This window comes from Zoogloea sp., from assembly GCF_041914405.1.
Taxonomy (GTDB): Bacteria; Pseudomonadota; Gammaproteobacteria; order Burkholderiales; family Rhodocyclaceae; genus Zoogloea.
In genome coordinates this window covers 36,210-62,407 of sequence record NZ_JAYSDK010000029.1, presented here as the reverse complement: position 1 = coordinate 62,407, position 26,198 = coordinate 36,210, and the positions used below count along the sequence as shown (strand labels likewise).

The 26,198-nt window shown below is 65.7% G+C and carries 25 protein-coding genes; 7 read left to right on the top strand and 18 right to left on the bottom strand.

Features of this window, described 5'->3' with window-relative positions; genetic code table 11:
- Window positions 1-7: 7 nt before the first annotated feature.
- The 4 genes from ACE3RX_RS16815 to ACE3RX_RS16800 all read right to left on the bottom strand — a co-directional run bounded on the left by ACE3RX_RS16815 (window position 8) and on the right by ACE3RX_RS16800 (window position 2,486).
- A complete protein-coding gene (locus ACE3RX_RS16815; protein ID WP_374486128.1) occupies window positions 8-202 on the bottom strand; it encodes an integrase core domain-containing protein in 195 nt (64 codons plus the stop codon).
- A 110-nt stretch (window positions 203-312) separates the two neighbouring features.
- A complete protein-coding gene (locus ACE3RX_RS16810; RefSeq protein WP_374486127.1) occupies window positions 313-717 on the bottom strand; it encodes a rhodanese-like domain-containing protein in 405 nt (134 codons plus the stop codon).
- Window positions 718-804: 87 nt separating this feature from the next.
- Window positions 805-1,038 (bottom strand): thioredoxin family protein, encoded by a 234-nt coding sequence (locus ACE3RX_RS16805; protein ID WP_374486126.1) that lies wholly within the window; start codon window positions 1,036-1,038, stop codon window positions 805-807.
- A gap of 11 nt (window positions 1,039-1,049) precedes the next feature.
- Complete coding sequence (locus ACE3RX_RS16800; protein WP_374486125.1) at window positions 1,050-2,486, bottom strand: permease; 1,437 nt, start codon at window positions 2,484-2,486, stop codon at window positions 1,050-1,052.
- Window positions 2,487-2,838: 352 nt separating this feature from the next.
- On the opposite strand from ACE3RX_RS16800, the gene ACE3RX_RS16795 reads away from it, so the two are divergent.
- The 4 genes from ACE3RX_RS16795 (at window position 2,839) to ACE3RX_RS16780 (ending at window position 6,345) form a co-directional block, all read left to right on the top strand.
- Window positions 2,839-3,096, top strand: coding sequence for a hypothetical protein (locus ACE3RX_RS16795; protein WP_374486124.1), 258 nt, complete (start codon window positions 2,839-2,841; stop codon window positions 3,094-3,096).
- 16 nt (window positions 3,097-3,112) lie between these two features.
- Window positions 3,113-3,628 (top strand): hypothetical protein, encoded by a 516-nt coding sequence (locus ACE3RX_RS16790; RefSeq protein WP_374486123.1) that lies wholly within the window; start codon window positions 3,113-3,115, stop codon window positions 3,626-3,628.
- A gap of 80 nt (window positions 3,629-3,708) precedes the next feature.
- Window positions 3,709-4,914, top strand: coding sequence for a trypsin-like serine protease (locus tag ACE3RX_RS16785; RefSeq protein WP_374486122.1), 1,206 nt, complete (start codon window positions 3,709-3,711; stop codon window positions 4,912-4,914).
- Between the two features lie 147 nt (window positions 4,915-5,061).
- Window positions 5,062-6,345, top strand: a complete 1,284-nt coding sequence (locus ACE3RX_RS16780; protein WP_374486121.1) for a glycosyltransferase — start codon at window positions 5,062-5,064, stop codon at window positions 6,343-6,345.
- A 178-nt stretch (window positions 6,346-6,523) separates the two neighbouring features.
- Here the strand turns inward: ACE3RX_RS16780 and ACE3RX_RS16775 are convergent, their stop codons facing one another.
- The 12 genes from ACE3RX_RS16775 to ACE3RX_RS16720 all read right to left on the bottom strand — a co-directional run bounded on the left by ACE3RX_RS16775 (window position 6,524) and on the right by ACE3RX_RS16720 (window position 20,523).
- Window positions 6,524-7,903 carry a TolC family outer membrane protein gene (locus ACE3RX_RS16775; RefSeq protein ID WP_374486120.1) on the bottom strand — a complete coding sequence of 460 codons (1,380 nt, stop codon included), beginning with the start codon at window positions 7,901-7,903 and terminating at the stop codon, window positions 6,524-6,526.
- 3 nt (window positions 7,904-7,906) lie between these two features.
- Window positions 7,907-9,280 (bottom strand): HlyD family type I secretion periplasmic adaptor subunit, encoded by a 1,374-nt coding sequence (locus tag ACE3RX_RS16770; RefSeq protein WP_374486119.1) that lies wholly within the window; start codon window positions 9,278-9,280, stop codon window positions 7,907-7,909.
- Between the two features lie 35 nt (window positions 9,281-9,315).
- Window positions 9,316-11,043, bottom strand: a complete 1,728-nt coding sequence (locus ACE3RX_RS16765; protein WP_374486118.1) for a type I secretion system permease/ATPase — start codon at window positions 11,041-11,043, stop codon at window positions 9,316-9,318.
- Window positions 11,044-11,070: 27 nt separating this feature from the next.
- Entirely contained in the window at window positions 11,071-12,795 is a 1,725-nt protein-coding gene (locus ACE3RX_RS16760) for a type I secretion system permease/ATPase (protein ID WP_374486117.1), read from the bottom strand.
- Between the two features lie 21 nt (window positions 12,796-12,816).
- Complete coding sequence (locus ACE3RX_RS16755) at window positions 12,817-13,458, bottom strand: hypothetical protein (RefSeq protein WP_374486116.1); 642 nt, start codon at window positions 13,456-13,458, stop codon at window positions 12,817-12,819.
- Between the two features lie 82 nt (window positions 13,459-13,540).
- Complete coding sequence (locus ACE3RX_RS16750) at window positions 13,541-14,407, bottom strand: PIG-L deacetylase family protein (RefSeq protein ID WP_374486115.1); 867 nt, start codon at window positions 14,405-14,407, stop codon at window positions 13,541-13,543.
- 16 nt (window positions 14,408-14,423) lie between these two features.
- Entirely contained in the window at window positions 14,424-15,506 is a 1,083-nt protein-coding gene (locus tag ACE3RX_RS16745; protein ID WP_374486114.1) for a glycosyltransferase family 2 protein, read from the bottom strand.
- Window positions 15,503-16,402 (bottom strand): hypothetical protein, encoded by a 900-nt coding sequence (locus tag ACE3RX_RS16740; RefSeq protein ID WP_374486113.1) that lies wholly within the window; start codon window positions 16,400-16,402, stop codon window positions 15,503-15,505. Before ACE3RX_RS16740 ends, ACE3RX_RS16745 begins: the two co-directional genes overlap by 4 nt.
- Before the next feature lie 6 nt (window positions 16,403-16,408).
- The gene (locus tag ACE3RX_RS16735; RefSeq protein ID WP_374486112.1) at window positions 16,409-17,470 is read right to left on the bottom strand and encodes a glycosyltransferase family 4 protein; all 1,062 of its coding nucleotides are present in this window, start codon (window positions 17,468-17,470) and stop codon (window positions 16,409-16,411) included.
- Window positions 17,471-18,457: a hypothetical protein gene (locus ACE3RX_RS16730; protein ID WP_374486111.1), complete on the bottom strand. Its 987-nt coding sequence runs from the start codon at window positions 18,455-18,457 to the stop codon at window positions 17,471-17,473.
- Window positions 18,432-19,724, bottom strand: coding sequence for an ABC transporter ATP-binding protein (locus tag ACE3RX_RS16725; protein WP_374486110.1), 1,293 nt, complete (start codon window positions 19,722-19,724; stop codon window positions 18,432-18,434). The genes ACE3RX_RS16730 and ACE3RX_RS16725 overlap by 26 nt, the downstream gene beginning before the upstream one ends.
- Entirely contained in the window at window positions 19,714-20,523 is an 810-nt protein-coding gene (locus tag ACE3RX_RS16720; protein WP_374486109.1) for an ABC transporter permease, read from the bottom strand. Before ACE3RX_RS16720 ends, ACE3RX_RS16725 begins: the two co-directional genes overlap by 11 nt.
- A gap of 176 nt (window positions 20,524-20,699) precedes the next feature.
- Between ACE3RX_RS16720 and ACE3RX_RS16715 the strand changes: the two genes are divergently transcribed.
- From ACE3RX_RS16715 to ACE3RX_RS16705, 3 genes are read left to right on the top strand one after another with little or no spacing between them, the layout of a single operon-like run.
- Entirely contained in the window at window positions 20,700-21,710 is a 1,011-nt protein-coding gene (locus tag ACE3RX_RS16715; RefSeq protein ID WP_374486108.1) for a glycosyltransferase family 4 protein, read from the top strand.
- An 8-nt stretch (window positions 21,711-21,718) separates the two neighbouring features.
- The gene (locus tag ACE3RX_RS16710) at window positions 21,719-23,584 is read left to right on the top strand and encodes a polysaccharide biosynthesis protein (protein ID WP_374486107.1); all 1,866 of its coding nucleotides are present in this window, start codon (window positions 21,719-21,721) and stop codon (window positions 23,582-23,584) included.
- A 3-nt stretch (window positions 23,585-23,587) separates the two neighbouring features.
- The gene (locus ACE3RX_RS16705) at window positions 23,588-24,421 is read left to right on the top strand and encodes a symmetrical bis(5'-nucleosyl)-tetraphosphatase (RefSeq protein ID WP_374486106.1); all 834 of its coding nucleotides are present in this window, start codon (window positions 23,588-23,590) and stop codon (window positions 24,419-24,421) included.
- 4 nt (window positions 24,422-24,425) lie between these two features.
- On the opposite strand, the gene ACE3RX_RS16700 is transcribed toward ACE3RX_RS16705, so the two are convergent.
- Window positions 24,426-24,956 (bottom strand): lysophospholipid acyltransferase family protein, encoded by a 531-nt coding sequence (locus tag ACE3RX_RS16700; RefSeq protein WP_374486105.1) that lies wholly within the window; start codon window positions 24,954-24,956, stop codon window positions 24,426-24,428.
- Between the two features lie 218 nt (window positions 24,957-25,174).
- Entirely contained in the window at window positions 25,175-25,948 is a 774-nt protein-coding gene (locus tag ACE3RX_RS16695) for a GNAT family N-acetyltransferase (RefSeq protein WP_374486104.1), read from the bottom strand.
- Window positions 25,949-26,198 lie beyond the last annotated feature (250 nt).

The following is a 26,198-nucleotide window of genomic DNA, read 5'->3' as shown; positions in this document are numbered from 1 at the left end:
ATTCCCACTAAATGAAAATCGAACTTCGGCAGATCGGCCTAGCGTATTGACCCAGCAAATCCTGCGCAGATCTCGCCGCTAAAGCGAATGCCTCAGCAGGCGCATTCATCTCCAGCGCCTGATGGGGCTGCTGGTGGTTGTACCGCTGGATCCAGTCCCCGATCACGCGGCTGGTGAAGACCGGGCCGTTGTCCGTGCGCATCGAGGACAGGTTAGCCCATTAGCGACAAGTCTCTGCCAGAGTATTGGCAAGGTCTTCATCAGGTCTTTTCCATGTGCCCAGACGAGCTCCTGAAATGTACATTTGGTGGCTCAGGAGGCAGAGCAACAACCTCCCGCGCTCACGTCGAGCTTGAATTCACTGCTATCTCCCTTGACAGGGAAACCGCGAAATATCCATTTGGCAATACCGTCAGTCATGTTCAATACATCCTCGTAACCTTCGCGCATCAAGTAATACGTGGCTCGCAAACTATCATGACCGTCGGCACTGACCATGATGACCTGGCGGTCTCGCGGGATTTCCTTGAACCTGCGTTCGAAGTCACTTAACGGGATATTCAACAAATCGGGCACATCGAGAGCTAGTTTCTCGAACTCGTCTTTTTCACGGACATCCACCAGTAACGCATGCTTGAATTCAATGCGCTTACGCGTTGAAGTCGGACAGCATTCTTTGGCGTGTGGCAGTGGTGCCGGGGCTGCTGCGGCATTCATGGCAGACCTCCATGTATAGAAATTCAACCACTTTTACTCAATCACGCGTTGAGCATTGCGGCCTTCGACCTATCCAAGACGAGATGACTACTGTTTTAGCCAACCCAGAATTTCGTCTTTACTAGGAATGCGCCCAGAGCACTTCACGACCTCGTCGACCACTAATGCCGGCGTTGTCATGATGGGATAGGCCATGATTTGCTCAAGCTGTGTGACGTGCTCGAAGTCAGCTGCAAGTCCTAATTCCGCGAGAGCTTCGCGCGTGAGTTGCTCTACCCGTTTGCACTTGGCACACCCGGGGCCAAGAACCTTGATTAGCATGATGAGCTCCTTCAAGTAAGTGCGTCGTGGCGGGTTTCGACGAGATAAAGCATCGCGCTCAGCGCGAGTACAAATCCTGCAACGGCGAGGCCCAGGGTCAGCGCTGAACCACCATCTACCCAAGCGCCGTAAGTCAAACCCGCCAACGTGGAGAACAGCGCCACCAGGCCTACGTAGGTCCAAGCCCGCAGCTTGCCGATGATAGCGGCGGTTATCAGGATGCTTTGCAGCGACAGTTCGGGGTCTGCCATTAAATAGGCGATGAGCGGACCAGGATGCATGCCGAGCGACAGGAACATCTTGGCAATGGGAACCTCGACCAGTGTCGGGAAGTACATAAACACGCCGAAGACCACCCCGGCGAGGTTGGCCAGAACGGAATTGGTTCCGGCAATGGCCTGCACCCACTCTGGTCGTATGAAGACCCGAATCACCCCGACCAGAAAGACGCCGACAATGAGTAACGGAAAAATCATCTTTACGAATCGCCAGGTTTCCCAAAGCCATTGCTGGATGTCCCATTCTTCGAACCGGCGGCCTTGGGGTATCAGGGCAAGGCTGGTCACGGTGACGGCCAGGGTGCGGCCGGTGATAACCAAGGTGATGCCCATTTCTCCCACTTGAATACCGGTCGCTGCAAACACCAGGGTCGCAACCACCAAAACCAAGGTGATGGTGGTCAGCCGGTTGATTCCTTCATCCACCTTGCCCAACCCATGCCAGGCTACGCCACCAATCAAGGCGAGGGCCACGATGAGTGCGGCACCCTGCACGCTCAGGCCTTCGGCCCCGGTCGCCTCATTGACCGGCACCCAGTTGTCCAGCAACTGCTGAACGGCCATCGCGTTGTGCCAGGGAAGGGATATGCTCACCAGCACAGTCTTCAGGAAATCTAGCTTCAGCGTGCCTGCAATGAGGAGCGCGATAAGTGTCCCCAAGAAGAGGAGAGTCTTTCCGGAAATGGATTCACTCGATGCGAACTCGGGGCTGTCCGCGAGTCGTGCGACATCACTTTCTCTGAAGAGCACCGCCATAATCATGCCGATACCGATGCCGAAAGAGAGTGCCAACACAATACGGGCAATTGCAAAATCTGCGCCCAGCGCGACGCCTGTGTAAGAGAGAGCGAGGATGTTGGCCGCCGGCGCAAAGAACAGGAAAGTAATCGCAGGGCCAAGGCCCGCGCCTTTCTTGTAGATACCCGCGAACAACGGTTGAATGGTGCAAGAACAGACGGCAAGAAGACTTCCAGCACCTGCCGCAGCAGGGTAGGACACCCACTTGGGTGCGTCAGGCCCGAGAAAGCGGATGATGGATTGCTGCGGAACTAAGGCAGACAATGCCCCGGCGATGAAGAACGCGGGCACCAGGCAAAGCAGAACGTGAGCTGCCAAGTAAGAGGCCAGACTATCGAAGCCTCCTTGAAGCGCGGTTACGACCCAGTCCATGTCCGACTCCCAGCTAACTCGGCCCGTCCTCTACGACCTTACTCACGAACCGTAAGTACGAGTTGCCTTCACCAGAAGTCGGGCCGACGCGCCTCAAGCGTGAATACCTCTGGCCTGCACCTCCGTCTTGTATCTTCCCACTATGGAAGACGAAGGACCATTACAAAGGATGCAGGACCGGTGAAACTTTTTTTGGATGTTGCGCGGGACACGAAGTGACGGTCTTCTTGGCGGGCTCCCTTCACCCACGCGCAACAGGACAAGATTAAGCACGTAGCCAAGCAGCAGGATGCGTCTGATCCCGCACGCCGCGCTTGCACTTGTCCCGCTGTGCCGCGAAACTGCGGGCGCCATGAACGACATCCTTATTATCAGCGGTGCAACGCCCGTGCCCGATGCGAGTCACCCGGTATCCGCGGAGGTGGGCACGAGCGTGGACGAGGCGCAAGAGCTGCGCGCCATCGAGGCGGAATCCATCGGCTGGTGGCCGCTGGGTGGCGACGCCTATCTCCACGTCGCGGAGCGACCGGGAACGGACGTGACCGTCATCAGCATCGTGGGCGTGCCGCAGGACGCGCAGGAGGGCGCCATGACCCTGCTGCTGGTGTGAGTCCGGTGGATCTTCGATGAGCGAACTGCAGCGTTTCACCACCGAGTACGTAGAGCTGGAAGACCGCATCCGCCTGAGCGGCGAGACGGCGCCGGGGGAGGCTGAGGTTGTGTGGCTGACCCGGCGGCTGATCGGTCGGCTCGTTCCCCATCTCTGTGCCTGGCTGGAGAAGCAGGGCGTTCTGGGCGCGGTGCCGGAAGATCCCGGCGTGGCTGATGCGCTGCAGGGCTTCGCCTTGCAGGCGGCGTTGCAGTCGCTGTCGCCGCAGCCGCCAGTGCAGCCGGAGACGGCACGGCGCAACTGGCTGGTTCATGCGGTGGATGTGACTGCTGGTGAGGAGGCTTTGCGCCTGGCTTTCCGGGGGGCAGAAGCGGCTCGGGTGGAACTGACTTTGCAGCCACAGGCCCTGCGGCAATGGCTGGGGATCCTGCATGCGCAGTGCGGGGTGGCTGAATGGCCGCTGGCGTCCTGGCCGTCCTGGCTTACCGGGCCCATTGCGGGTGGCGCGCCGCGCGTACAGATGCTGCATTGACGCGCGGGTGGCCCCGCGATCAAGGATAATGCGGGGCGTTGCCCTGACTCACCACCGTAGCGCTGCGTAGCGCCCGCTCCATGGTCACCACCGTCACTTCCTTTACCGATCTCCGTAACCGCGCCCTGCCTGGCGAGGGCTACGACGGGGTCGTGCGTGTCTCGTCGGGGGGGTATTACGGCACGGGCGTACTGCTCTACGACGGGCAAGCGGTGCTGACGGCGGCCCACCTGTTCGACCATGGCAGCCTGTCGGCCAGCGTACGCTTCGAGACGAGCAGTGGCATCCAGACGGTCAGTGCTTCCAGCGTGCTGGTCCACCCGCTCTACAACCAGAATGGCAGCAGCGATCTGGCGCTGGTGTGGCTGGGGCAGAGCGCGCCGCTGACGGCCGAACGCTACACCCTGTACCGGGATAGCAACGATATCGGCCAGGTGGCAACCCTGGTCGGCTACGGTCTGCCGGGCTCAGGTGCAACGGGGGCGCTGAGCGGCTATGCCGCCGGCGATCTGCGTCTGAAGGCCGAAAACCGGATGGACGTGGATTTCGGCACCCTGCAGAGCGGCCTGTGGAACAGCCTGTCCTGGTCGGCTCCGGCCGGGTCCCAGCTGCTGGCGGATTTCGATGATGGCACCGTCGGCCATGACGCGCTGGGGATGCTGATCAACCGCTTCAACGCCGGGCTGGGCCTTGACGAGGGGCTGATTGCACCGGGCGACAGTGGCGGGCCTGCCTTCATTAACGGCAAGGTCGCGGGTATCGCCACCTATACGGCCAGCTTGTACGAAGGCAGTACCCATCCGGATATCGACTCCGAGCTCAACAGCAGCTTTGGCGAGCTCGCCGCCTGGCAGCGGGTCAGCTATTACCAGCAGTGGATCGACCAGAGCCTGCGCGCCTATTACCCCGATGCGCCGACCAAGCCAGAGGAGGTGAAGAAGGCGGTGCCGGAGGGGAGCAGTGGCACTACGCTCGCGTACTTCCTGCTGCAGTTCACTGGTGTGCGCAGCGACCCGAACGAAATTCTCAGCGTGGATTTCGCCACGCGTGACGGCACGGCCACGGCCGGCCAGGATTACGTGGCGGTCCACGGCACGCTGAAGCTCTACCCCGGTGAAAACCAGGCCGTGATCCCCGTCGAGATCATCGGCGACACCACGCCAGAGGCTGACGAGAACTTCTACCTCGACGTTACCCACCCCGTTGGCGGCAGCTTTGGCGACGGCGTGGTCCAGCTGACCGCGGTACGTACCATCGTCAATGACGACGGCGGAGCCGTCGCGTGATCCTGCTGCCCCGTGATGGGTTTTCTTATAGTTACTGTGGGGGCGAATTCATTCGCCCAACACCGCTTCCCTTTCCAGTCTTTCCGGGCGCGTGAATTCGCCCCCACGGGATCGCCCTGGTCCCGTGTTTCCTGAAATCGTATCTCCATGAACATCCTGATCATTCATCCCCATTTCCCCGGCCAGTTCGTCCACCTGGCTCCCGCGCTGGTCCAGGCCGGGCATGCCGTCGTCGCGCTGACGATGCAGGCGGTGAGCGCCACGGAATGGGAAGGGGTCCGCCTCGTGCCGTTCGCGCTGCAGCGCGGCGGTACGCCGGGCGTACATCCGTGGCTTGCCGACCTCGAGGGCAAGACCTGCGTCGCCGAAGCCTGTCTGAACGCGGCCCTCGGGCTCAAGGCTGAAGGCTTCATGCCTGATGTAATCGTGGCCCATTCGGGCTGGGGTGAGAGCCTGTTCATCAAGGATGTGTGGCCGGAGGCACGCCTTGGGATCTGCTGCGACCACTTCCGGCATGCTGCAGGCGCCGGGGCCGGGGCCGGGGCCGGGGCCGGGGCCGAGGCTGCGGCCCTGCGGATGCAGCAACTGGCCCAGCGCCTGCAGTTCGAGCAGGCTGACCAGGGTATGGTGCCGACCCGCTGGCAGGCGGACTCCTTCCCCAAGCCCTGGCGCAATCGCCTGAGCGTCGTGCCGGACGGGGTCGATACCGAAGCCCTGGGACCGAAGGCGGATATCAGCCTGACCCTCAACGGGCAACTGGCCCTGAGCCGCCAGGACGAGGTGCTCACCTTTGCCTGCCGCGAGCTGGGACCACAGGCTGGCTTTCACGTGCTGATGCGCGCCTTGCCGGACATCCTGCGGCGGCGGCCGGCGCTGCATGTGCTGATCGCCGGTGGTGACGGGCCGGCGGCGCCGGCTCCGGGCCAGCGTAGCTGGCGCGAGGCGCTGGCCGTCGAGGTGCAGTCGCAGCTCACGCCGGGGGAATGGGCGCGGGTGCATTTCGTTGGCCCGTTGGCCGGGCCCCAGTGGGTCGGGTTGCTGCAGTTGTCCACCGTGCACGTGCAGTTGAGCGATCCCGCCCTGGCTTCGGCAGGCCTGCTGGAGGCGATGAGCGTCGGCTGCGCCATCGTCGGCAGCCGGACGGCTCCGCTGGAAGCCGCGATCCGGGACGGTGACAGCGGGCTGCTGGTGGATTACCCCGATAGCCAGGCCCTGGCCGATGCCGCTTGCCGCCTGCTCGATGACCCCGCCGAGCGGGAGCGCCTCGGCCTGCAGGCCCGCGAGTTCGTGCGCACCCATCATGACGCCCGGACGGTCTGCCTTCCGCAACAGTTGGCGTGGGTCGAAGGGCTTGCCGCTACGCAGCCACCGTCAGCGCTCGGCACTGCCGAACTGCGCAGCGATCTGCAGGAGATTCTGTCGCTGCTGTAGGAGAGGGGATCTTCTTGTGGGGATGCCTCTTGCAGGGGCGAATTCAGTCGCCCGCAGAGGCGTTTCTATGTACCGCGAGGGCGAATGAATTCGCCCCACCGGATGGCTGTCCGGGCTTTCGGTGAGGTGATCGGTGGTGGGGGCCTCAATGGAGCCCCACACCCTGCCCATCCCGGGTTCAGCCCCGCGGTGCCTCCAGCCAGCCATTGATGGTCTGGATTTCGGCTTCGTTGAGGGAACTCACCAGCCCTTGCAGGCGTACGCGGGCGAGAATGTAGGTGAGGCGGGCCTGGGCCAGGTCGCGCTTGGTGTTGATCAGCTGCTGCTGGGCATTGAGGATGTCCACGCGGCTGCGGGTGCCGGCCGGAAAGCCTTTCTGGTTCGAGTCCAGGGCCCGCTCGGCGGAGCGTTCGGCCTGCTGCAGGGCCTGGATCTTGGCGATGCCTTCGGTGATGTTCTGGTATTCCTTGCGCACCTGCAGGCTGATCTCCCGGCGGCGGCCCTCGTACTGCTGCTCGAACTTCTCGATATTGGCACGGGCCTGACGCATCTGTGAGGACACGTAGCCACCGGCGAACAGCGGGATGTTCACCTGCACGCCGGCCTGGGAGGTCAGGTAGCGGCTGTTGATCGACACGTTGTTCTCGCTCTCGCTCATGCTGCGCTGAACCACCAGGTCGGCGGTCGGGTAATGGCCGGAGCGGGCCTTGGCGAGTTCCTGGTTGGCGGATTCGATGTTGGCGCGCATCGCCCGCAGCTCAGGGTTGGTCTCCTCGGCGCGGCTGATCCATTCTTCCACGTCGGTCGGGAAGGGCGGGGTCAGCTCCAGGCGCGCGGGCACCAGGTCGGCGAGGGATTCCACCGGCTCATTGACGATGACCTGCAGCGCGCGGCGCGTGTAGCTGAGGTTCTGACGGGCTTCCAGCTCCTGGGCGATGGTCATGTCGTAGCGGGCCTGGGCGTCGTCCACATCGATGACGGTACCCTGGCCCTTGGCGAAGCTCTGCTTGGCGGCTTCCAGCTGGAAGCCGTAGGCCTCTTTCTGGGCCAGGATCAGCGCGTACTGGGCCTTGGCCATCAGGGCTTCGAAGTAGGCGCCGGCCATGCGCACGACGAGATCCTGCTGGCTCTTGTCGAGGTTGGCTTCGGCGCTTTCCACGTCGGACTTGGCCTGCCGGTACAGCGCGAAGTTGTACTTGCGGAACAGCGGCTGGCGCAGGCTGATGCCGTAGTTGCTGCTGAAGTAGTCGTAGCTCTGCTTGACTGGCGTGCCGAGGATGCTCATCGAGCGCTGGTCGGTGTTGGCCTTGCTGCGGTACAGGTTGCTCGAGATGTTGGGCATCAGCTGGGCGCGGGCCTGGGGCACGGCTTCCCGGCGTGCCTCGGTGTCGGCGCGGGCCGCCTGGAAGGCGGCGTCCTGGCTGAGGGCGCGCTCGTAGGCCTGCATCAGGTCGATGGCACCGGCCGGCGCGGCGGCTAGCGCCAGGCTGAGCGCAGCGACCAGACGCGACGGGCCGGAGGCCGGCATGAAACGGGTGAGCTTGCGGATCGCGGACACGGCTTATTCCTCTTTCATCGACGCGGCGAGGCGCTTGAGCAGCGGGTGCAGCAGGTAGTTCAGGACGGTGCGTTCGCCGGTCTTGATGACGACCTCGGCGGGCATGCCGGCCTGCATCTGGCGATTGCCGAGCTCCTTTAGCCCTTTCTCGGTGAGGGAGATACGGGCCAGGTAGTAGGCGCTGGCGGGGGCGTTGCCGCTGGCCGGCTCGGTGATCAGGTCGGTGGAGATCGAATCGACCTTGCCTTCGACGACCAGCGCCGGGGAGTGGGCAAAGGTCGAGAAGCGCACGTCGGTCTCCTGGCCGGGCTTGAGGCGGTCGATCAGGTGCGGCGGCACATGGGCTTCGAGCAGCAGGGATTCGTGGCGCGGCACTACGTCCATCAGTTTCTGGCCCGGTCCGATGACGCCGCCGACGGTCTGGGTGGCCAGGCCGACGACCTGCCCTTCGACCGGGGAGCGGATGGTGGTGCGGGTCAGTTCGTCGCCGGAGGCCTTCAGCTTGTCGGCGTCGGCCTGGACTTCCCGTCGCACGTCGGCGAGCTGGCCGTCCACTTCCTTGCGGTATTCCTCCTGGCGGGCGCGAGCGCGGGCGCGGGCCTCGGCGATACCCTGGCGGGCGCGCAGGATGTTGCCCTGTAGGTCGGCCATGGCCGCGGTGGCATCGGCCAGCATGCGTTCCAGCTCAAGTTGCTTGTTGCGCGGGGCGTAGCCTTCCTTGACCAGGTCGCGAATGCCGCTCAGCTCTTCCTGCAGGTTGTCGTGCTGGGCCTTGCGGCTGGCCAGTACGCCCTGGTAGCCCTGAATCGAGGCTTCCAGGCCGCGGATGTTCTCTTCGTAAGCCTGCAGGTCGGCCGCCAGCGCGCTGCGGCGGGACTGGAACAAACTCTGCTGGGTGTCCATGGTCTGGCGGACCAACGGGTCGCCGCTTTCCTTCTGCAGGTCGGGGTGGAAGGTGATCTTGCCTTGCCCGGTCTGCTCGGCTACCAACCGGCCTTCCATTGCGCGGACGGTCAGGTAGTGCTGGCGGACCGATTCGAAATTGGCCTGGGTGGTGGCGTCGTCGATGCGTACCAGCGGTGTGCCGGCTTTCACGAACTCGCCTTCCTTGACGAAGATCTCCTTGACGATGCCGCCGCTGAGGTGCTGGATGGTCTTGCGCTTGGTGTCGATGGTGACAATGCCGGAGGTCGGGACGCCTTCATCGAGGGGGGCCAGAGAGGACCACAGCAGGAAGCCGCCGAAGCCGAGGCCGAGGACCCACAGGCCGATGCGGGCGGGGCGGCTGGTGTCGGTGGGCAGCAGCGCTTCGCTGTCCTGCTGCGGCTTGGCGGCGACGGGCAGGTCGCCGGAGTTGGGTGCGGTTTGATTGACCATGAGGGCTTCTCTGGAAAATTGGGCGATTACGGTGTTCAGGCGGGCTGGGCCACGGCGCCGGGGTTCTGCTGGGCGGCAGCCTGGGCCTGCAGCGTGGCGATGACGTCGGGACGGGGGCCGTACAGGGCGATGCGGCCGTCGTTGAGCACCAGCAGGCGGTCGGCCACGCTGAGCACGCTGGGCCGATGGGTGATCACGAATACGGTGCTGCCCTGCTGCCTGAGGTCCTGAACGGCCTTCAGAAGTGCGTTCTCGCCGACGTCGTCGAGGTTGGAATTGGGTTCGTCGAGGACCAGCAGCTTGGGGTCGCCGTACATCGCCCGGGCCAGAGCGATGCGCTGGCGCTGGCCGCCGGACAGCAGGCCGCCGGCCTGGCCCATCTCGGTGTCGTAGCCTTGGGGGAACCGCAGGATCATGTCGTGCACGCCGGCGCGCTGGCAGGCCCGGATGACCTTGTCCGGCTCGACCTCGCCGAAGCGGGCGATGTTCTCGGCGATCGTGCCCTCGAACAACTCGATGTCTTGAGGCAGATAGCCCAGGTGCGGACCCAGCTCATCCCGTTCCCAGCGCTCCAGCGGTACGCCGTCGAGCAGCACGCGGCCATCGGTGTAAGGCCAGATGCCGACCAGGGTGCGGGCCAGGGTGGACTTGCCGGAGCCGGACGGGCCGACCACCCCGATCACCTCGCCGGCCGGGAAATCGATGCTCAGATCCTTGAGGATGGCCTGCGGACGGGATGGCGCGGTAGCGATCACGTTCTTCAGGCTCAGCTGCCCCTTGGGTTCGGGATGGACTAGGGTGGTGTCCCGCGGCGGATTCTGGGCCAGGGTTTCTTCGAGTCGCAGGAAGGCTTTGCGGGCGGACAGGAAGGACTTCCAGGTCATCACGATCATGTCCACCGGCTGGGTGGTGCGGCCGAGTAGCACGTTGGCGGCGATCATCGCGCCGGGGCTCAGCTCGCCGCGGATCACCAGCACCGCGCCGGCGGCCAGGGCCAGGGACTGCTGGGTGTAGCGCACGAACTTGGTCATCGCCTTGACCCGCTCGGACACGTCGCTGGCCTGGCGGTTGAGTTCCAGGTAGTGCTGTTGGCGGGTCTTCCAGCGGGCGCGCAGGTTGTCGAGCATGCCCATCGCCTCGATGACCTCGGCGTTGCGCAGCTTGCTGTGGATGTAGCCGCCGACCTGGCCACCGGCTTCCTGGGCGGCCTCGATGGAGGCATGGGACAGACGGTGGGAGACCCAGGCCATGCCGGCGAGAATCAGCGAGAAGACGATGCCCAGAATGCCCAGCCACGGGTGCAGCAGGAACAGCACGGCCAGGTAGATTGGTGTCCACGGGGCGTCCATCAGCGCGAACAGCCCGTTGCCGGTGAGGAACTGGCGGACGTTGGCCAGATCGCCAAAGCCCTGGGTGGGGTTCTTGCCCTGCTGGCGCAGCGCTGCCTCGAAGCTGGCGGCGAAGACGCGGGAGTTGAGTTGCTGGTCGAGCTTGACGCCGAGGCGGACCAGCACCCGCGAGCGGGACCATTCGGCAAAGGCCACCGCGGCGAAGCAGAACAGCATGACGATGGTCAGTACGGTCAGCGTGACCAGGTTCTGGCTGAGCATGACCCGGTCGAACAGCTGCAGCATGTACATCGTCGGGGTCAACATCAGGATGTTGATCAGCACCGAGAACAGCAGGCATACCGCGAACTCGCGGCGGAAGGCCCACAGGACGGTGCGCAGCTCGCTGTGCCGGAAGGAGGAAGGAGTCTTCATCAGGATTCGATGGGCTGGATGTGGGGGTCAGGCGGCGGCCGGCTGGGGCGCCGCCACGGCCTGCTGGGCGCCGCGCTGCAGGGCAGCGAGGACTTCGTCACGCGGGCCGTAGGCCTTCACTTGGCCGTCGGTCAGCAGCAGCAGGTTGTCCACGGCCACCAGCACGCTGGTGCGGTGGGTGATTACGATGATGGTCGAGCCTTGGGCCTTGAGGCTCAACAGCATCTGCACCAGGGAGCGCTCGCCGGCTTCATCGAGGCTGGAGTTGGGCTCGTCGAGGACGATGAAGCGCGGGTTGTCGTAGATCGCCCGCGCCAGGCCGATGCGCTGGCGCTGGCCGCCGGACAGGCGGCAGCCGTTGTCGCCAATGCTGGTCTGGTAGCCGTCGGGCAGGGACATGATCATGTCGTGGATGCCGACGGCGCGGGCGGCGGCCTCCACCTTGGCCATGTCCACCTCGCCGAAGCGGGCGATGTTCTCGGCCAGCGCGCCGTCGAAGAGCTCGACCTCCTGTGGCAGGTAGCCGAGGTGCGGGCCCAGTTCGGCCTTGCTCCACGGGTAGATATCCACCCCGTCGAGGCGCACCTTGCCGCTGGCGGCGGGCCACACGCCGACCAGCAGGCGGGCCAGCGTGGACTTGCCGGAGGCGGACGGGCCGATCAGGCCGACCACCGTGCCGGGGGCAACGCCGAAGGTCACACCGCGCAGGATGGCCGCCGGGGCGCCGGGGGCGCCGGCCACCACGCCTTCGACCGACAGCTGGCCTTTGGGGGCGGGCAGCGGCATGCCGGGTTCGCGCAGGGCGACGTTGTTGAGGAGGGTGTTGAGGCGCGCATAGGCTTCCCGCGCCGCCACCACCTGCTTCCACGAGCCGATGACTTGCACGATCGGCGACAGCAGCTTGCCGCCGAGGGTCGAGGCGACGATGACGAGGCCACCGCCGTGGGGAAACAGGCCGGCGATGATGAACCAGCAGCCGGCGCCGAGCAGCAGGGAAGACTGGGACTGCTGCACGAACTTGGACAGGGCCGAGTAGGCTCCGGCCTTGTCGGAGGCCAGGGCCTGCTGGCGCAGGGTTTCGTTCTGGCGCTTGAGCCAGCGCTTGTGGATGCCGCCCTGCATGCCCATTGCCTCGATGACCTGGGCGTTGCGCAGGCTGTTGGCGGCGTAGTTCTGCGCCGCAATGGCGGAACGGTTGGCGGCGGCGAGGGGGGCCTGCGTATCCCGTTCGGTGAGCCATGCCAGACCGACCTGGATCAATGCACCGATGATGGACATCCAGCCCATCTCCGGGTTGATGTAGAAGATCGCGAAGATGTAGAGCATCGACAGGGGCACGTCGATGATCGCGGTCAGCGCGTGGCTGTAGATAAAGTCGCGCACCGTGCGCAGATCCTGCAGCACCTGGGCGGTGGCTCCGGGGATGCGGCGCAGGTTGGCTTCGAAGACGGTGTTGAAGACCCGCTCGTTGATGTGTGCGTCGAACTTCAGCGCGATTTGGTGGAGGATGCCGTTGCGCACCCATTCCAGCGCTTCCATGACGATGTAGAGCACCACGATCAGCAGGGTCAGCATGCCCAGGGTCGTCAGGCTGCGGCTGTTCACCACCCGGTCATAGACCTGCAGCATGTACACCGTGGGTGCCATGACCAGCAGGTTGATGAAGAAGCTGAAGAAGATCACCTTGTGGAAGGCGGGTTTCTGTTGCAGCAATGCTTCGCGCAGCGCGGAGAGTTTTTCGCCGGGTTTCATGGCTGTTACCTGAAAAGGGGCTTAGACGGATGCCGGCTGGGGCTCTGCCGCAGTCGGATGGGAGGGAAGGCTGTCTTCGGAGACGAGCACGTATTCGGGGAGATCGCCGCTGTCGTCGAGGCTGCTGTCGGAGCTTTCCGTGTCGCTGGCCTGGGGATCGGCGAAGGTGAAGGACAGGCGGTAGCCTTCCTGGGTCTGGGTCAGCACGATCTCGCGCAGCTTGTTTTCCTTGAAGCGCTGTACGTCGGCGTCGGTGAGGTTGAGCTGGAACTTCATGCGACCGTCCAGGGTGTACATGGACAGCTGGCCGACCTTGACGCTGAGCGTGTGGCGGTCGAAATACACCGGCAGGCTGGGCTGGAACTGCAATAGCGGCAGCGGCTTGTCCGGGTGGCGGGCGACGTTGAAGGGGCTTTGCGGGTGCTGGAAGAGCAGGCGACAGGTGCGCGACACGGAATAGATCGCGTTGCAGATCATCTGCGAGCCGACCTGCGGGAAGCGTTCGCGCAGGCTGCGGTAGGCCAGGTGGTGCAGGCCGACCCGGTTCCAGCAGCGGGTGTCCCGCACGATGGGCGCCAGCGCGTTGCACACTTCCGCCACCGCCTGCTGCAGGGCGGCCAGGCGCTCCCGCTGCTCGGGCTGGACGTCTAGGGGAATGTGCACGGAAAAGTTCATATAGGAGAATATATCACGGATTCTCCTATATGAACTTTTTGCCTCCTCAATGCATGGGCTGGGCCGTGACTTATTGGTGCTTCTTGCCCCGATCGAGCAGGCGGCGCAGTGCCCTCAAGGGGCGGGTGAGGCGCCAGGAGGTGGAGGCGAGGAGTTCATCGCGTTGGCGCCTGAGGCTGTCCACCTCGCCCTGCAAGGGGTTTTCGGTAGGGGCCGCAGCCGGGGGAGGGGCGAAAAATTGCTCCAGCCGTCGTTGTTCCTGTTCGAGCAGGGTCAGGCCGCCATCGAGCAGGGAGGCTCGCGGATAGTATTCGTAGGCCTCGGCGGCAAGGACGGGAGCTGGCAACGTGTAAGTGCGGAACACGTTGAGCGCGTTGAGGTGGCGGTCGTACGCCTGCACGGCCAGCTGTGACGGGAAGCAAGCCATTGCCGCGTGCTTGCGTTCAAGCACGGGGCCGATGTCGATGAGCAGGTTGGGGCGCAGCGGTGCGCTGACCTCGTAGGCCATCCAGCCGACGTGGCCGAGTTCGCGCACGACCTGCAGCGTAGCTTCGGCCAGCCCCCGGTGATCCGGGTGGTTCTCCCACAGAGACGGGGCGTAGACGAGTGTCGCGCCGGTTGCCATGATGGCGTCGCGAATGCGTCCGGCCAGGCCGGTGTCGTTACTGACGTGGCGGTCGGGGATGCCCCAGCAGTCCGGCTCCGGGATGCCCAGGGCCCGGGCGGCCGCGCGGCTTTCCTCGAGGCGGGCGGCGGCCTCGCCGGCCGCGTCGCCACCGGTGACCAGTACCACGTGGAGGCGGGCGCCCGCGTCGGCGTGTAGGGCCAGCGCTCCGCCACAGCCGAAGATCTCGTCGTCCGGATGGGGGGCCAGGACGAGAATGGTCTCGTCCGCCGGCAGCGGACCTGCCTCGTAGGGAATGAGCGTGTGTTCCATGGGCGAGCGGATGTGTCTAGTTGAGCCAGCTCCAGCAGGTTTGTGGAGCGCTGGGCCGCGTGGCGGAGCCGAGGCGGATGAAGTAGCGCCCGCCGGTGAAGCGTTGCCAGCATTCAGCTGGGATTTCGGCGTGGGGGCCATGCCCGATCCGCCCCATGGCCGGCACGAAGTCCGGCGTCGGGCTGATTTCCAGCAGCCACGCGGGCTGCAGTTCCGTCGGTACGGGGATGCGGATTGCTTTGCCGGCCTTGGGCTGGAGTTCCGGCGGTGTCGGCAGGCCCGGGGCGGCGTGGCGCTCGATGAACTCGGCCAGGCGGGCGCGCAGTCTGCCCTCGAGGTGTTTGGCGCGATAGATCGGCCAGCCCTGGGACATCAGGGCGTCCTTGCCGGGATGGTGGTCGTAGTGATGAATGGCGTGCGCTCCCGGTTCGACGAAGAGGCGGTAGCCGGCGTCGTGCAGACGTTGCATCAGGTCGGAGTCTTCCCAGTACATGAAGAAGCGTTCATCGAACAGGCCGCCGGCCTTGTCGATGGCGGTGCGCTTGAGCAGCACATGGCCGCCGGACAAGGCGTCGACTTGCACCGGTTGCCGGGCCGTCCAGAGCTGCAGGGCCTGGCGGCGGAAGGCCTGTGCGTAGCGTACGCCGAGGCGCGGGTGCAGGCGCGAGATGGCGCGGCGCAGGTAATCGTTGCGGGATGGAAAGGTGCTGGGCGGCAGGGCGAAGCGTTCCTCGTCGTCCCAGAAGGTCAGCGGCCCCACGGCCCCTGTACGCGGCGACGCGAACAGGGTGGCGGCCAGGCGGGCGAGGGCGCCGGGGCGCAGCCGGGCATCCGGGTTGAGGAGCAGCACGGCGTCGCCCGAGGCCTGTGCCATGGCGGTGTTGCAGGCGGCGGCAAAGCCGGTGTTGCGCGTGTTCTGTACGGTCTGGACGGCGGACGGGAGAGCTGCGCGCAGGCGGGCGTATTCCTCGTCGGATTCGCTGTTGTCCACGACGATGATTTCGAGGCCATCGATGCCCTGTTGCTCCAGCAGGGACGCTACGGCACCGGCCAGCAGCGGGGCGGTGTGGTAGTTGACCAGCAGGGCGGAAATCTTCATTGGGCGTCCGGTGTTTCCAGGTACTGCTCGATGATCGGGAGGGCCATCCACTGCCAGGGCGTCTGCCGGACGACGCGGGTCAGGCTGTCCGCGTAGCCTTGCAGGGTTGCATCCACGGAGGTGGTCGATAACGGGGCTTCGATGCGCAGCTGGCGTTGCCGGCGTCCTTCGGCTCCCACCTGGCTCCATACGGGCAGGAAGCGCGCCTTGTACTTGTGGCCCAGTTCGAACAGGCGGGCAGGCAGGGTGGCCGGTTGGTCGAACAAGGTGACGGCGCGCCGGCCGCTGGCAAACAGGCGGCGGGGCAGATCGGGCAGAACCAGGACGACGCCGCCTTGGCGGCACACGGCGACAAGGCGTTTGTCCATCCAGCCGGCGAAATCGGTGTATAGGTAGTGGCCGCCGATGCGCCTCTCTGTGCTGGCGTAGTTGAAGCGTTCGAACAGGCGGCGCGGGGTGGGGTTGGCCGGGCTGTCATCGACCGTGCGGGCGACCGGAAAGACCGGGATGCCAGCTTGCTGGAGGGCGACTGCGATGGTGTAGAAGCTGCCGAAGTGGCCGGTCAGCAGGAAGATAGGCCCGCTCTGCCGGCGGGCCTCCTGCAGGTGCGGCAGCCCATCCAGTTCGAAGCGCAGAGGCAAGGGCAGGAAGGCGCGGTAGGCGTCCGACTCACGCTCGATCTTGACCTGCAAGGCCTGCCGACATGCTTCATCCAGGCGCTGCGCGTCGGCGTCGGCACCCCACAGGAACTGCAGTCCATGGCGGGTCGGTGGGAGGTCGCCCTGGTGGAAGCGGTGCATCCGCGCCTGCAGGGCTGGGCCGCCCAGGCCGATGGCCCAGCGCGGAAGGTCGAGAAAGTAATGCCGCCAGGTGGGCAGGGTGTCACGAAAAGGCATGGGGGTTCAGGGGGCGAGGCTCGGCGTGGAATCCTCGGCTTGCATCAGGACCGCTTCCAGGCGCGCGGCGATGGCGGGGCCGCTGTAGTGCTGGCGGATGATCGGCGGGCCGCGGAGGCGCAGGCGGCGGCGCAGCGCGCCGTCCTCGAGGAGGGACTGGAGCCCTTCAGCGAGGCTGGTGGGGTTGCCGGGTTCGGCGAAAACGGCATAGTCGGCCTCGGGGGCGAAGCGCGTAAAGGATGAAATCCGCGTGGCGACGCAGGGAATGCCACAGGCTAGCGCCTCGGCCAGCGGCAGCCCGAAGCCTTCGCCTTCCAGGGAGGGCGCCACGGCGGCGTCTGCCGAGCAGATCAGGGTGTGCATGACTGCAGGGGAAATGGCCACGTGGTAGGCGTCGATCGGTGTGATCGCGCGTTCCTCCTCGCCAGGCTCGGCGGTGGAGACCCGGAGCAGTTCGATGCGCAGCCCCCGTTCCCTGAGCAGGCGAACGGCATGTAGCGCATCCCCGATGGCCTTGACGTCGATGCCGTACTGCCCGACAACCAGCACCCGCCACGGGGCCTGCCGCAGGCGGCGCCACCAGCGTCGCCAAGGGCGGGCCGGTGGCGTGTACATGTCCACATCGACAATCTGGCCGATATCGTGCACCGGAAAGGCCGCGGTGCCGAACACCTGCTGCAGGCGCTCGATGAGCCAGGGGCCGATCGTCAGCTTGGGGATGGGGTGGAGGTAGGCCGCTTCGATCTGCGGGCGGATTTCCCGGTATTCGCGGATGTCGCCCTCGTAGCCCTGGCACAGGTGCAGGGTGCGGGGAATGCCGAGGCGCAGGGCGGGTTCGACGCTGAGCCAGAAGGTGGCGATGAGCACGTCCGGCGGTGGTCCGGCAAAGGGTTCGGCCAGGTCGGTAACGTACTCGATGTCGAGAGGGTAGGGATACCAGTCGTGGGCACCGCGCAATGCACGGATGCTGACCCGGTGGCCACGCTGCTTCAGGAAACGGGCCTGGTCGAAGACGACCCGCACGCCTCCGCACAGCTCGGACGACATCAGGAGGTAGCAGATGTGCATCTAGCGGTAGTCCGTGTCGCCGCTGGTCAGCCACCAAGCCTCGTGGAAGCGCTCGAGGATGTGCGCGGGGCCGAGAGGGTTGGCCATGATCCGGAATTCCAGCGCCTCGCAGGAATCGGCCAGCGGGGCGAAGCGGGTGGCGAAGCTGCTGCTCAGCCACAGGTTCAGGCGTTGGCCGCCGCTGCGCGCCAGCCATTCGCGACTCGCCTTGAGTAGGCGGGGGATGTTGCGCAGCGGCGCGACGATATCCATCAGCTCGCGTTCCTCGCCCTCGCCACGCACCACCAGTACGCCGAGCGGCCGCTTCAGCCAGCGGCTGCGGACGAGGAGCAGCTGGTAGCGGTGTTCGGGGTGTTCGACATAGCGCCATTGCAGGTAGGCCGCATCGCGCACGCCGACGAGCTGCTGCGGCAGGTCGGCGGCCATCGCTGACCACAGCCGGTCGATGGTCCGGCAGGTCCGGGCGTTGAGCGTGACGGGCGTGCAGGAATCGGCATGCCCCTCGGGCTGCCGCGGGGTGAAGGCCAGGTTGAAGACCCGGTCGATCGATGCGAATACGCCGATCCTCTCGCCCAGGCGCATGGCGCGGTCGCTCGGGAAACCGAAGCAGATGGCGTCCGGGTTCTCGGGGCAGGGCTGGGCGGCCAGCAGTTCGCGGATCATGCAGGCGAAGGGTGATTGCTGGCGGGCCAGGCCGCTCGGCTTGCGGGCGCTGGCCATCAGGTCACCGAGCTGGGCGGCGCGTACGGGCTGGCCGGCCGCCAGGGCCCGCCGGAAGAAAACGCCGCAGTGCACCAGCAGTGTGCCGTCCGGCTCCCAGGCGCCCCAGGACTGCCCCCTTCCTTCGGCGTACTTCCAGTGCAGCATCGCCGGGCTGATGGCGTGCTTGAACACTTCCTCGAAGAGCGCGCGGACCTGCGGCGCGTCCGTGGCCGCGGCGGGCCGGACCTCCAGCGTGGCTTCAGCGCCGGGGGGCTGCGTTGTCATCTGTGCTGTCCAGGCTTTGCCACTGGCGTGGGATAAAGACGACACCCTGTTCGATACCGGTCTGCATGACCTCGATCCGGATGCTGTGGGGGGCATGGTCGTAGATGTGCATCATGCGTTCGCAGCCGAGGAAGAAGCTCATGCTGTATTCGCCGCGCATCAACGGAAAGCGCGGCAATACCAGTTCCGCCGTGCCGCTGCCGTCGGGACGGCGTTGCAGGGGGGCGCCATCGTAAAGACTGCCGGCGCTGGTAATGGTGAGGCCGTTGTTGTTCTCGATGCCGAAGGCGATGGAGGGGGCTGGCAGGGCGGGATCCGACGTGAATTCGATGCGGACGCGCAGGTCCGACTCCCCGGCGCGCAGGCAGACCTGCTGGCCGGCCTGTCCGTCGGTTTCCGCGGTGATCCTGACGAAGCGTGCCTGTCCGGGGGCGGCGGGTGCTGCGGCGGCTGCTTCCGGTTGATGGGGCTGGTCGGTGGTTTCGATGGCGACGGGCGGTGTTTCTCCGCCGGCGTGGCTGGGGCTGTCCACCAGAAGTGCCGTGTTGAAGGCCTGGGTGACCTTGCCCGGCTCGCCTTCCATGCGGATCTGGCCGCGCTCCAGCCAGAGGGCGCGGGTGCAGATGGCCTCGATGTGATACATCGAGTGGGAGCAGAACAGGATCGTCGCGCCCTTGTCCCGTAGCTGCATGATGCGGTCGAAGGACTTGCGGGCGAATTCGCCGTCGCCGACCGACAGCGCCTCGTCGATAACCAGGATGTCGGGCTCGATGCTGGTGGCGATCGAGAAGGCCAGCCTTACGTACATCCCGCTTGAGTAGGTCTTGACCGGCTGGTCGATGAAGTCGCCGATGCCGGAGAAGGCCACGATGTCGTCGAAGCGGGCTTCGGTCTCGGCACGGCTGAGCCCGAGGATGGAGGCGTTGAGGAAGACGTTCTCACGGCCGCTGAAGTCCGGGTTGAAGCCCGCGCCCAGTTCGAGCAGTGCGGCGATGCGGCCGTTCACCTCGAGTTTTCCCTCGGTCGGGGTGAGGGTGCCGCAGATCAGTTGCAGCAGGGTGGACTTGCCGGCGCCGTTGCGTCCGATCAGGCCCAGGACGTCGCCCTTGCGGAGCGTGAAGCCGACGTCTTGGAGGGCGTGGAAGGTGCGGCCGTATCGATGGCGGTCGCCGGTCAGTAACTGCTTGAGGCGGTCGAAGGGGCTGTCGTACAGCTGGTAATTCTTGCTCAGGCCGCTGGCCCGGATGGCGATCGCATCAGAGGACATCGGCAAACCCCTTGCGCGTGGCCTGGAAAAGGACTGCCGCCAGCACAGCGAAGGCACAGGCCGCCGCGGCGAACAGCGCCAGGGTGTTCCAGTCGGGCCACAGGCCCTGCAGCAGCACGCGGCGCATGTTGTCGATGATCGCGGTCAGCGGGTTGAAGTACATCCAGCTTCGCATCGGTTCGGAAAGGGACTCCAGCGGGTAGAACACCGGGGAGAGGAACATGGCGAGGCTGATCACGAAGTTCATGATCTGCCCGATGTCGCGGATGAATACGCCCAGCGCGGAGAGCAGCCAGCCCAGTCCGAGCAGGAAGGGCAGGAAGGGCAGCAGAACCAGCGGCAGGGCGAGCGCGCTGGGCTGTATGCCGCCAGGGTGCAGGAAGGCGACCGCAGCCAGCAGCACCAGTACGCTCAGCGCAAGATGGAACAGCCCCGACAGCACTGCGACCCACGGGAGGATCTCGAGGGGGAAAGCGACCTTCTTGACCAGATTGGGCTGGTCCACGATCAGGCGCGGGGCGCGTCCGGCGATCTCGGCAAACAGGTTGAAGACGATCAGGCCGGCGAAGATGAACAGCGCGAAGGTCAGTCCGCCGCCCTCGTGTCCGGCGCCCGGCCAGCGGGCCTTGAAGACGTCGACGAAGACGAAGGTATAGACCGCCAGCATCATCACCGGGGTCACGAAGGACCAGCCGACGCCAAGCAGGGAGCCGCGATAGCGCCCGAGCACTTCCCGTCGGCCAAGCTGCCAGATGAGCGTGCGATGGGCGAGGGGCAGGAAAAACGGCAGACTCGGCATGGGGGAAAAGGGGCGGATCTGCGCCGATGGGCGCGTCGCCGGGTACATCCAATGGGCTCGCGAATATAGCAAATACGTGCAGGCTCCGTAAGCCGCGGCAGCCCGCCGCGGTTGCGGCTGGAAAGGCTGTTGCCGGATACTGCGGCGGAATTCCGTTTTTTTACTGACAGGCAAGCATGTCCGATACATTGCGCTGGCTGGCTGTGCCGATGGCATGGCTGGCGGCTTGGCTGACCACGCGGGCGTGCTGCCACCCCGCGAGCCGGCTGTATTTTCTCGATCACCCGAATGAGCGTTCCCTGCATTCGCAGCCCATCCCGCGTACCGGCGGCGTCGGGGTCATGGCAGGCAGCCTGGTCGGGGTGGGGCTGACGGCGGCGTCCGGCTGGTTGCCGGCGAATGTGCTGCTGGCCTTCGGTGGCGCCGGGGTGCTGGCCCTGCTCGGCTTGCTCGACGACCGCCATACGCTGCCGGCGCGCTTGCGCTTTCTGGTGCAGGTGCTGGTGGCCGCAGGTTTCCTGTATGGCGCGAGCTTCCCGCTGGGGTGGGCGATGGCGGTGCTGCTGCTGGTATCCCTGGTGTGGCTGGCCAATCTCTACAACTTCATGGACGGCTCCGACGGGCTGGCCGGGGGGATGGCCCTGTTCGGCTTCGCGGCCTACGCGGTAGCGGCCTATCTGGGAGGGCGTTTGGGCCTGGCCCTGACAAGCGCGTCCATCGCGGCGGGGGCGGCCGGCTTCCTGTTGTTCAACTTCCATCCGGCGCGCATCTTCATGGGCGACGTGGGCTCGGTGCCACTCGGCTTCCTGGCGGGTTCCCTCGGTCTGGTGGGGTGGGGGGGCGGTGCGTGGCCGCTGTGGTTCCCGCTGCTGGTCTTCGCGCCCTTCGTGCTGGATGCCAGCGTCACCTTGCTGAGACGTGCCCTGCGCGGCGAAAAGGTCTGGCAGGCGCATCGCAGCCACTATTACCAGCGCATGGTGCGGATGGGCCTGGGCCATCGGGGCACAGCCCTGCGCGCCTATGCTTTGATGCTTGGAACGGGCATTTCGGCGGTGCTGGTCCTGCCCTCAGGGTTTTCGCTGCAGTGCATCACGCTTACAATGTGGGCCATTGTCTTTCTGGCGGTGGGCGTGTGGGTGGACCACCGCTGGCGGCGTTTCGAAGCCGCTGACGCTGCCAGGTCGTGAAGGAAGTTATGTCCCGGTCATTGCTGGTGTTCCTGTCGGACCTGTTCGGGGTCGCGCTGACCTGGTGGCTGGCCTACCTGATCCGTTTCAATACCGACATTCCCGCCGCATTCATACCGGCCTTCGGCGTGGCATTGCCCATCGTGCTGCTGCTGCAGGGCGCGCTGCTGCGGGCCTTCGGCCTATACCGCGGGATCTGGGTTTTTGCCAGCCTGCCCGATCTGCTGCGCATCCTACGGGCGGTGGGGGTTGCCACCCTGGTGACGCCGCTGGTGCTGGTCGTCGCGGTGCGTTACCACCCGACGGTGCCGCGCCTGATCTACATCCTGCAGCCCTTGCTGCTCGTCATGTACATGGGTGGCACGCGGGCCCTCTACCGGACCTGGAAGGAGTTCCGGCTGTACGGCGCATTGCGCGCCCAGGGACAGCCGGTCATCGTGATGGGGGCCGGCGAGGCCGCGGTCGGGTTGATCCGGGAGTTGTCCCGTTCTTCCGAGTGGCGGGTCGTCGGCCTGCTCGACAAGACGCGGGAGAGCGAGGGGCGGGAAATCTACGGCTGCAAGGTGCTCGGTGCCTTTGCCGATCTGGCCCGGGTGGCTACGGAACACCGCGTCGGCCACGCCATCATCGCGTTGCCCCAGGAGCGCCATGAGTTGCGCCGCAGCGTGACCAGCATCTGCGTGCGGGCTGGCGTGAAGGCGCTGACCGTACCGGCCATCGAGGACGTGATGCTGGGCCGCGTGAATGTCGGCGATGTCCGCCAGGTGGATGTGGAAGACTTGCTGGGGCGCGACCCGGTGCGTATCAATGCCGCCGAGGTCAAAGAATACCTGCGCGGCAAGACGGTGATGGTGACCGGGGCGGGCGGCTCCATCGGTTCCGAGCTGTGCCGTCAGATCGCCCGCTTCGAGCCGTCGGTGCTGATCTGCTTCGAGTTGTCGGAGTTCGCGTTGTATCGCCTGTGCGAGGAATTCCAGGCCTATTTCCCGAACGTGCAGCTGGTGCCGCTGGCGGGCGACGTGAAGGATGCGGTTCGAGTGGACGAGGTGCTGGGCCGCTACCGTCCGCACGTGATCTTCCACGCCGCGGCCTACAAACATGTGCCACTGATGGAGGATGCCAATGCCTGGCAGGCCGTGCGCAATAATGCCCTGGGAACCTGGCAGGTAGCGCGTAGTGCGGTGGCCTTCGGCATTCCGCGTTTCGTGCTGGTATCCACCGACAAGGCGGTTAATCCCGTCAACGTGATGGGGGCTACCAAGCGCCTGGCGGAGCAGGTGTGCCAAGCCCTGGCGACCCATGGGCGTACCCAATTCGAGATTGTCCGTTTCGGCAACGTGCTTGGCAGTGCGGGCAGCGTGATCCCCAAGTTCCAGGAGCAGATCGCCGCCGGCGGGCCCGTGACCGTGACCCACCCGGAGATCACCCGCTATTTCATGTCGATCCCCGAGGCAGCCCAACTGGTGCTGCAGGCGGGCTCGATGGGCAAGGGCGGCGAGATCTTCGTGCTCGACATGGGGGAGCCGGTGAAGATCGCCGAGCTGGCCGAGGACATGATTCGCCTGTCCGGGCGCAGCGGGGAGGAGATCCGCATCGTGTTTACCGGCCTGCGCCCCGGCGAGAAGCTTTACGAGGAAGTTCTCGCCGACGCGGAGGAAACCCGCGCCACCCATCACCCCAAGCTGCGTATCGCGCGCGCCCTGCCGGTCGAGGACGGCTGGCTCGACGCGCTGCTGCTGTGGCTGCGCCAGCGCCGTCCGGTGGATGGGCCGGAGGTCCGCCGCGAACTGCGCCGCTGGGTACCCGAATACACGCCGGCCAATATCACCGCACCTCATCTGCGTCCGATCGCGAAAGCGTCGGCAGGAAACTGAAGCATGGCAACTTATGCAATTGGCGACATCCAGGGCTGCTTCCAGTCCCTGACTGCGTTGCTCCACCGGGTTTCCTTTGATCCATCCCGGGATCGCCTGTGGCTGGTTGGCGATCTGGTCAACCGTGGGCCGGATTCCCTGCAGACCTTGCGTTTCGTGCGTGAGCTGGGGGCGGCGGCGGTCACTGTGCTGGGCAATCACGACCTCTACCTGCTGATGGTGGCGTGTGGCGCAGTCCGGAATCGTGGCAAGGACGACACCATCCAGGCGGTGCTCGACGCGCCGGATCGGGACGCCTTGCTGGCGTGGCTGCGTACCCGCCCGCTGATGCACGTAGAAAACGGTTTTGCGATGGTCCACGCCGGGCTGCTGCCGGGCTGGACGGTGTCGCAGGCGCGGGCGCTGGCCCGCGAGGTGGAAGGTGCGCTGGCCGGGCCCTACCATGCGGATCTGCTGCATAACATGTGGGGCAGCGAACCGGCTGCCTGGCGCGATGATCTACGTGACTACGAACGTATCCGGGTGATCGTCAACGCGATGACGCGCATGCGCTTTTGTACCGAGGACGGCGTGATGGACTTCAAGGTCAAGGGCGAGGTCGCCAAGGCGCCGAAGGGTTACCTGCCGTGGTTCGAGGTGGCGGGGCGCAAGAGCGCCGATACCACTGTGGTCTTCGGCCACTGGTCGGCGCTGGGGCTGCGCGTCGAGCCGAACCTGCTGGCGCTGGATTCCGGCTGTTTGTGGGGGCGCGAGCTGACCGCCGTGAGGCTGGAGGACCGGGCCGTCTTCCAGGTGGCCTGCCCGGGGCTGGCCCACGGCAAGCCCAAGCCCTCCTGAGCGCTTAGTCGGTGATGCGCGCGGCGATGGCGTCCCGTGCCGCGTGGGCGATGGCCTTGCGGTCGGGCAGTTCGCCGGGCTGGATGGCCGGAGCGACGCGCACCCGGGCAACGATCTCGGGCTCTGCAATGATCGCCTTGATGCAGTCGAGCAGGCTGATCTCCCCGTCGTAGGCCGGCGCGCGGGTATAGCGGCCGTCCGGCAGGCGGTAGGCGATGGCCAGCGGCTGGATCGGTGCGCCGGCTTCGATCGCCGGCTGCAGCAGTGCCGCATGGAAACCCAGCACGTGGCTGCCGTCGGTGGTGGTGCCCTCCGGAAAGATCGCCACATGGCGCCCGCGGCTGAGCAGTCCGCCGATTTCCCCGTTCACGATCTTCGCGTGGCCGCGGCTGCCGCGGCGCAGGAAAACCGTTTCGTTCTTCGCGGCGAGCCAGCCGATCAGCGGCCACTGGCGTACCTCGGCCTTGGACACGAAGGCGGCCGGGTAGGCGGCGTTGATCACGAAGACATCGATCCACGACACATGGTTGGCCACCAGCAGGCTGCCTGGGACGACGAAGGGCTCTTCGGCCTGCAGGCGGATTCCAAGGACGGACAGCAGGCGCGCTGACCAGCGTTGGCGGAGGCGCAGGCGCTTGGCTGCAGGCAGGCAGGGGAAAGCGAACGCTGCCAGCAGCAGGCCTTGCAGCAGGTGGCCGGCCAGATGGACGGCGCGGAGGATGCGGATCAGGCGTGGGGTGGGGCTGGTGGGTTTCAGTCCTTGCGTCCCATGAAGTGTTTGGCGTAGCGGGCGTCGAGCCGGGAAACCGGCAGCAGGACTGGCAGGTCGGCCGTGTTGAAGTCCGGATCCCAGGCCGGATCGCCGCAGATCCAGGCCCCCGCGCGCAGGTAGCCCTTGATCAGCGGTGGCGTATCGGCCTCCAGATCCTGGCGCAGGGCCTGGATCGGTAGCGGGGTGCGGGGGAAGACCCGGTATTCGAGGGGGCACAGATGCTCGTCCTTGAGGCGATTATACAGGCTGGCCGCGGCATGCCCGCCGTCGGCCATGCTGATCGACGCGCAGCCGATCAGGTAGTCGTGGTTGTTCTCAAGCATGTAGCGGGCGAGCCCGGCCCACAGCAGGGTGATGACGGCGCCGGAGCGGTAGTCCGGATCGATGCAGGAGCGGCCGATCTCCACCATGCGGCTGCGCAGGTGGCGCAGGCGGGTCAGGTCGAATTCGCTCTCGGAATAATAGTTGCCGACTTCACGGGCCGCTGACGGCGACAGAATGCGATAGGTGCCGACGATCCGTCCGGCATCTTCGTCGCGCACGATCAGGTGGTCGCAAAAGGCGTCATACAGGTCACGATCGACGCCCGGCGTGCGGCTGGCCAGGCGTGCGCCCATTTCCTCGGCGAATACGCGATAGCGCAGCTTCTGGGCTTCCAGAATCTCGGTGGAGCAGCTGGCCAGCCCGACGTGCAGGTTGCGACCGGGGCGTTGGGCGGCGTGTTGTTCCTTGTGCAGCATTGACGGAATCCTCATTGGGTTTCCGCGCATTGTGAAAATGCTGCATTGCGGCGCCGTGAAGGGGGTGTTACGGGTGCATGACCGGGGGCGATTGATCGCGTGCCGAAGCCTGACTGGCCCTCCCGACAGGGGGTGTGGGCCGCGAGCGCAGGTGGTGCTTGTGGGGGCGAATTCATTCGCTCCCACAGGATCTTTTCGTAGGCTCCTTGGCCTCAGCACCTCAGCACCTCAGCACCTCAGCACCTCAGCACCTCAGCACCTCAGC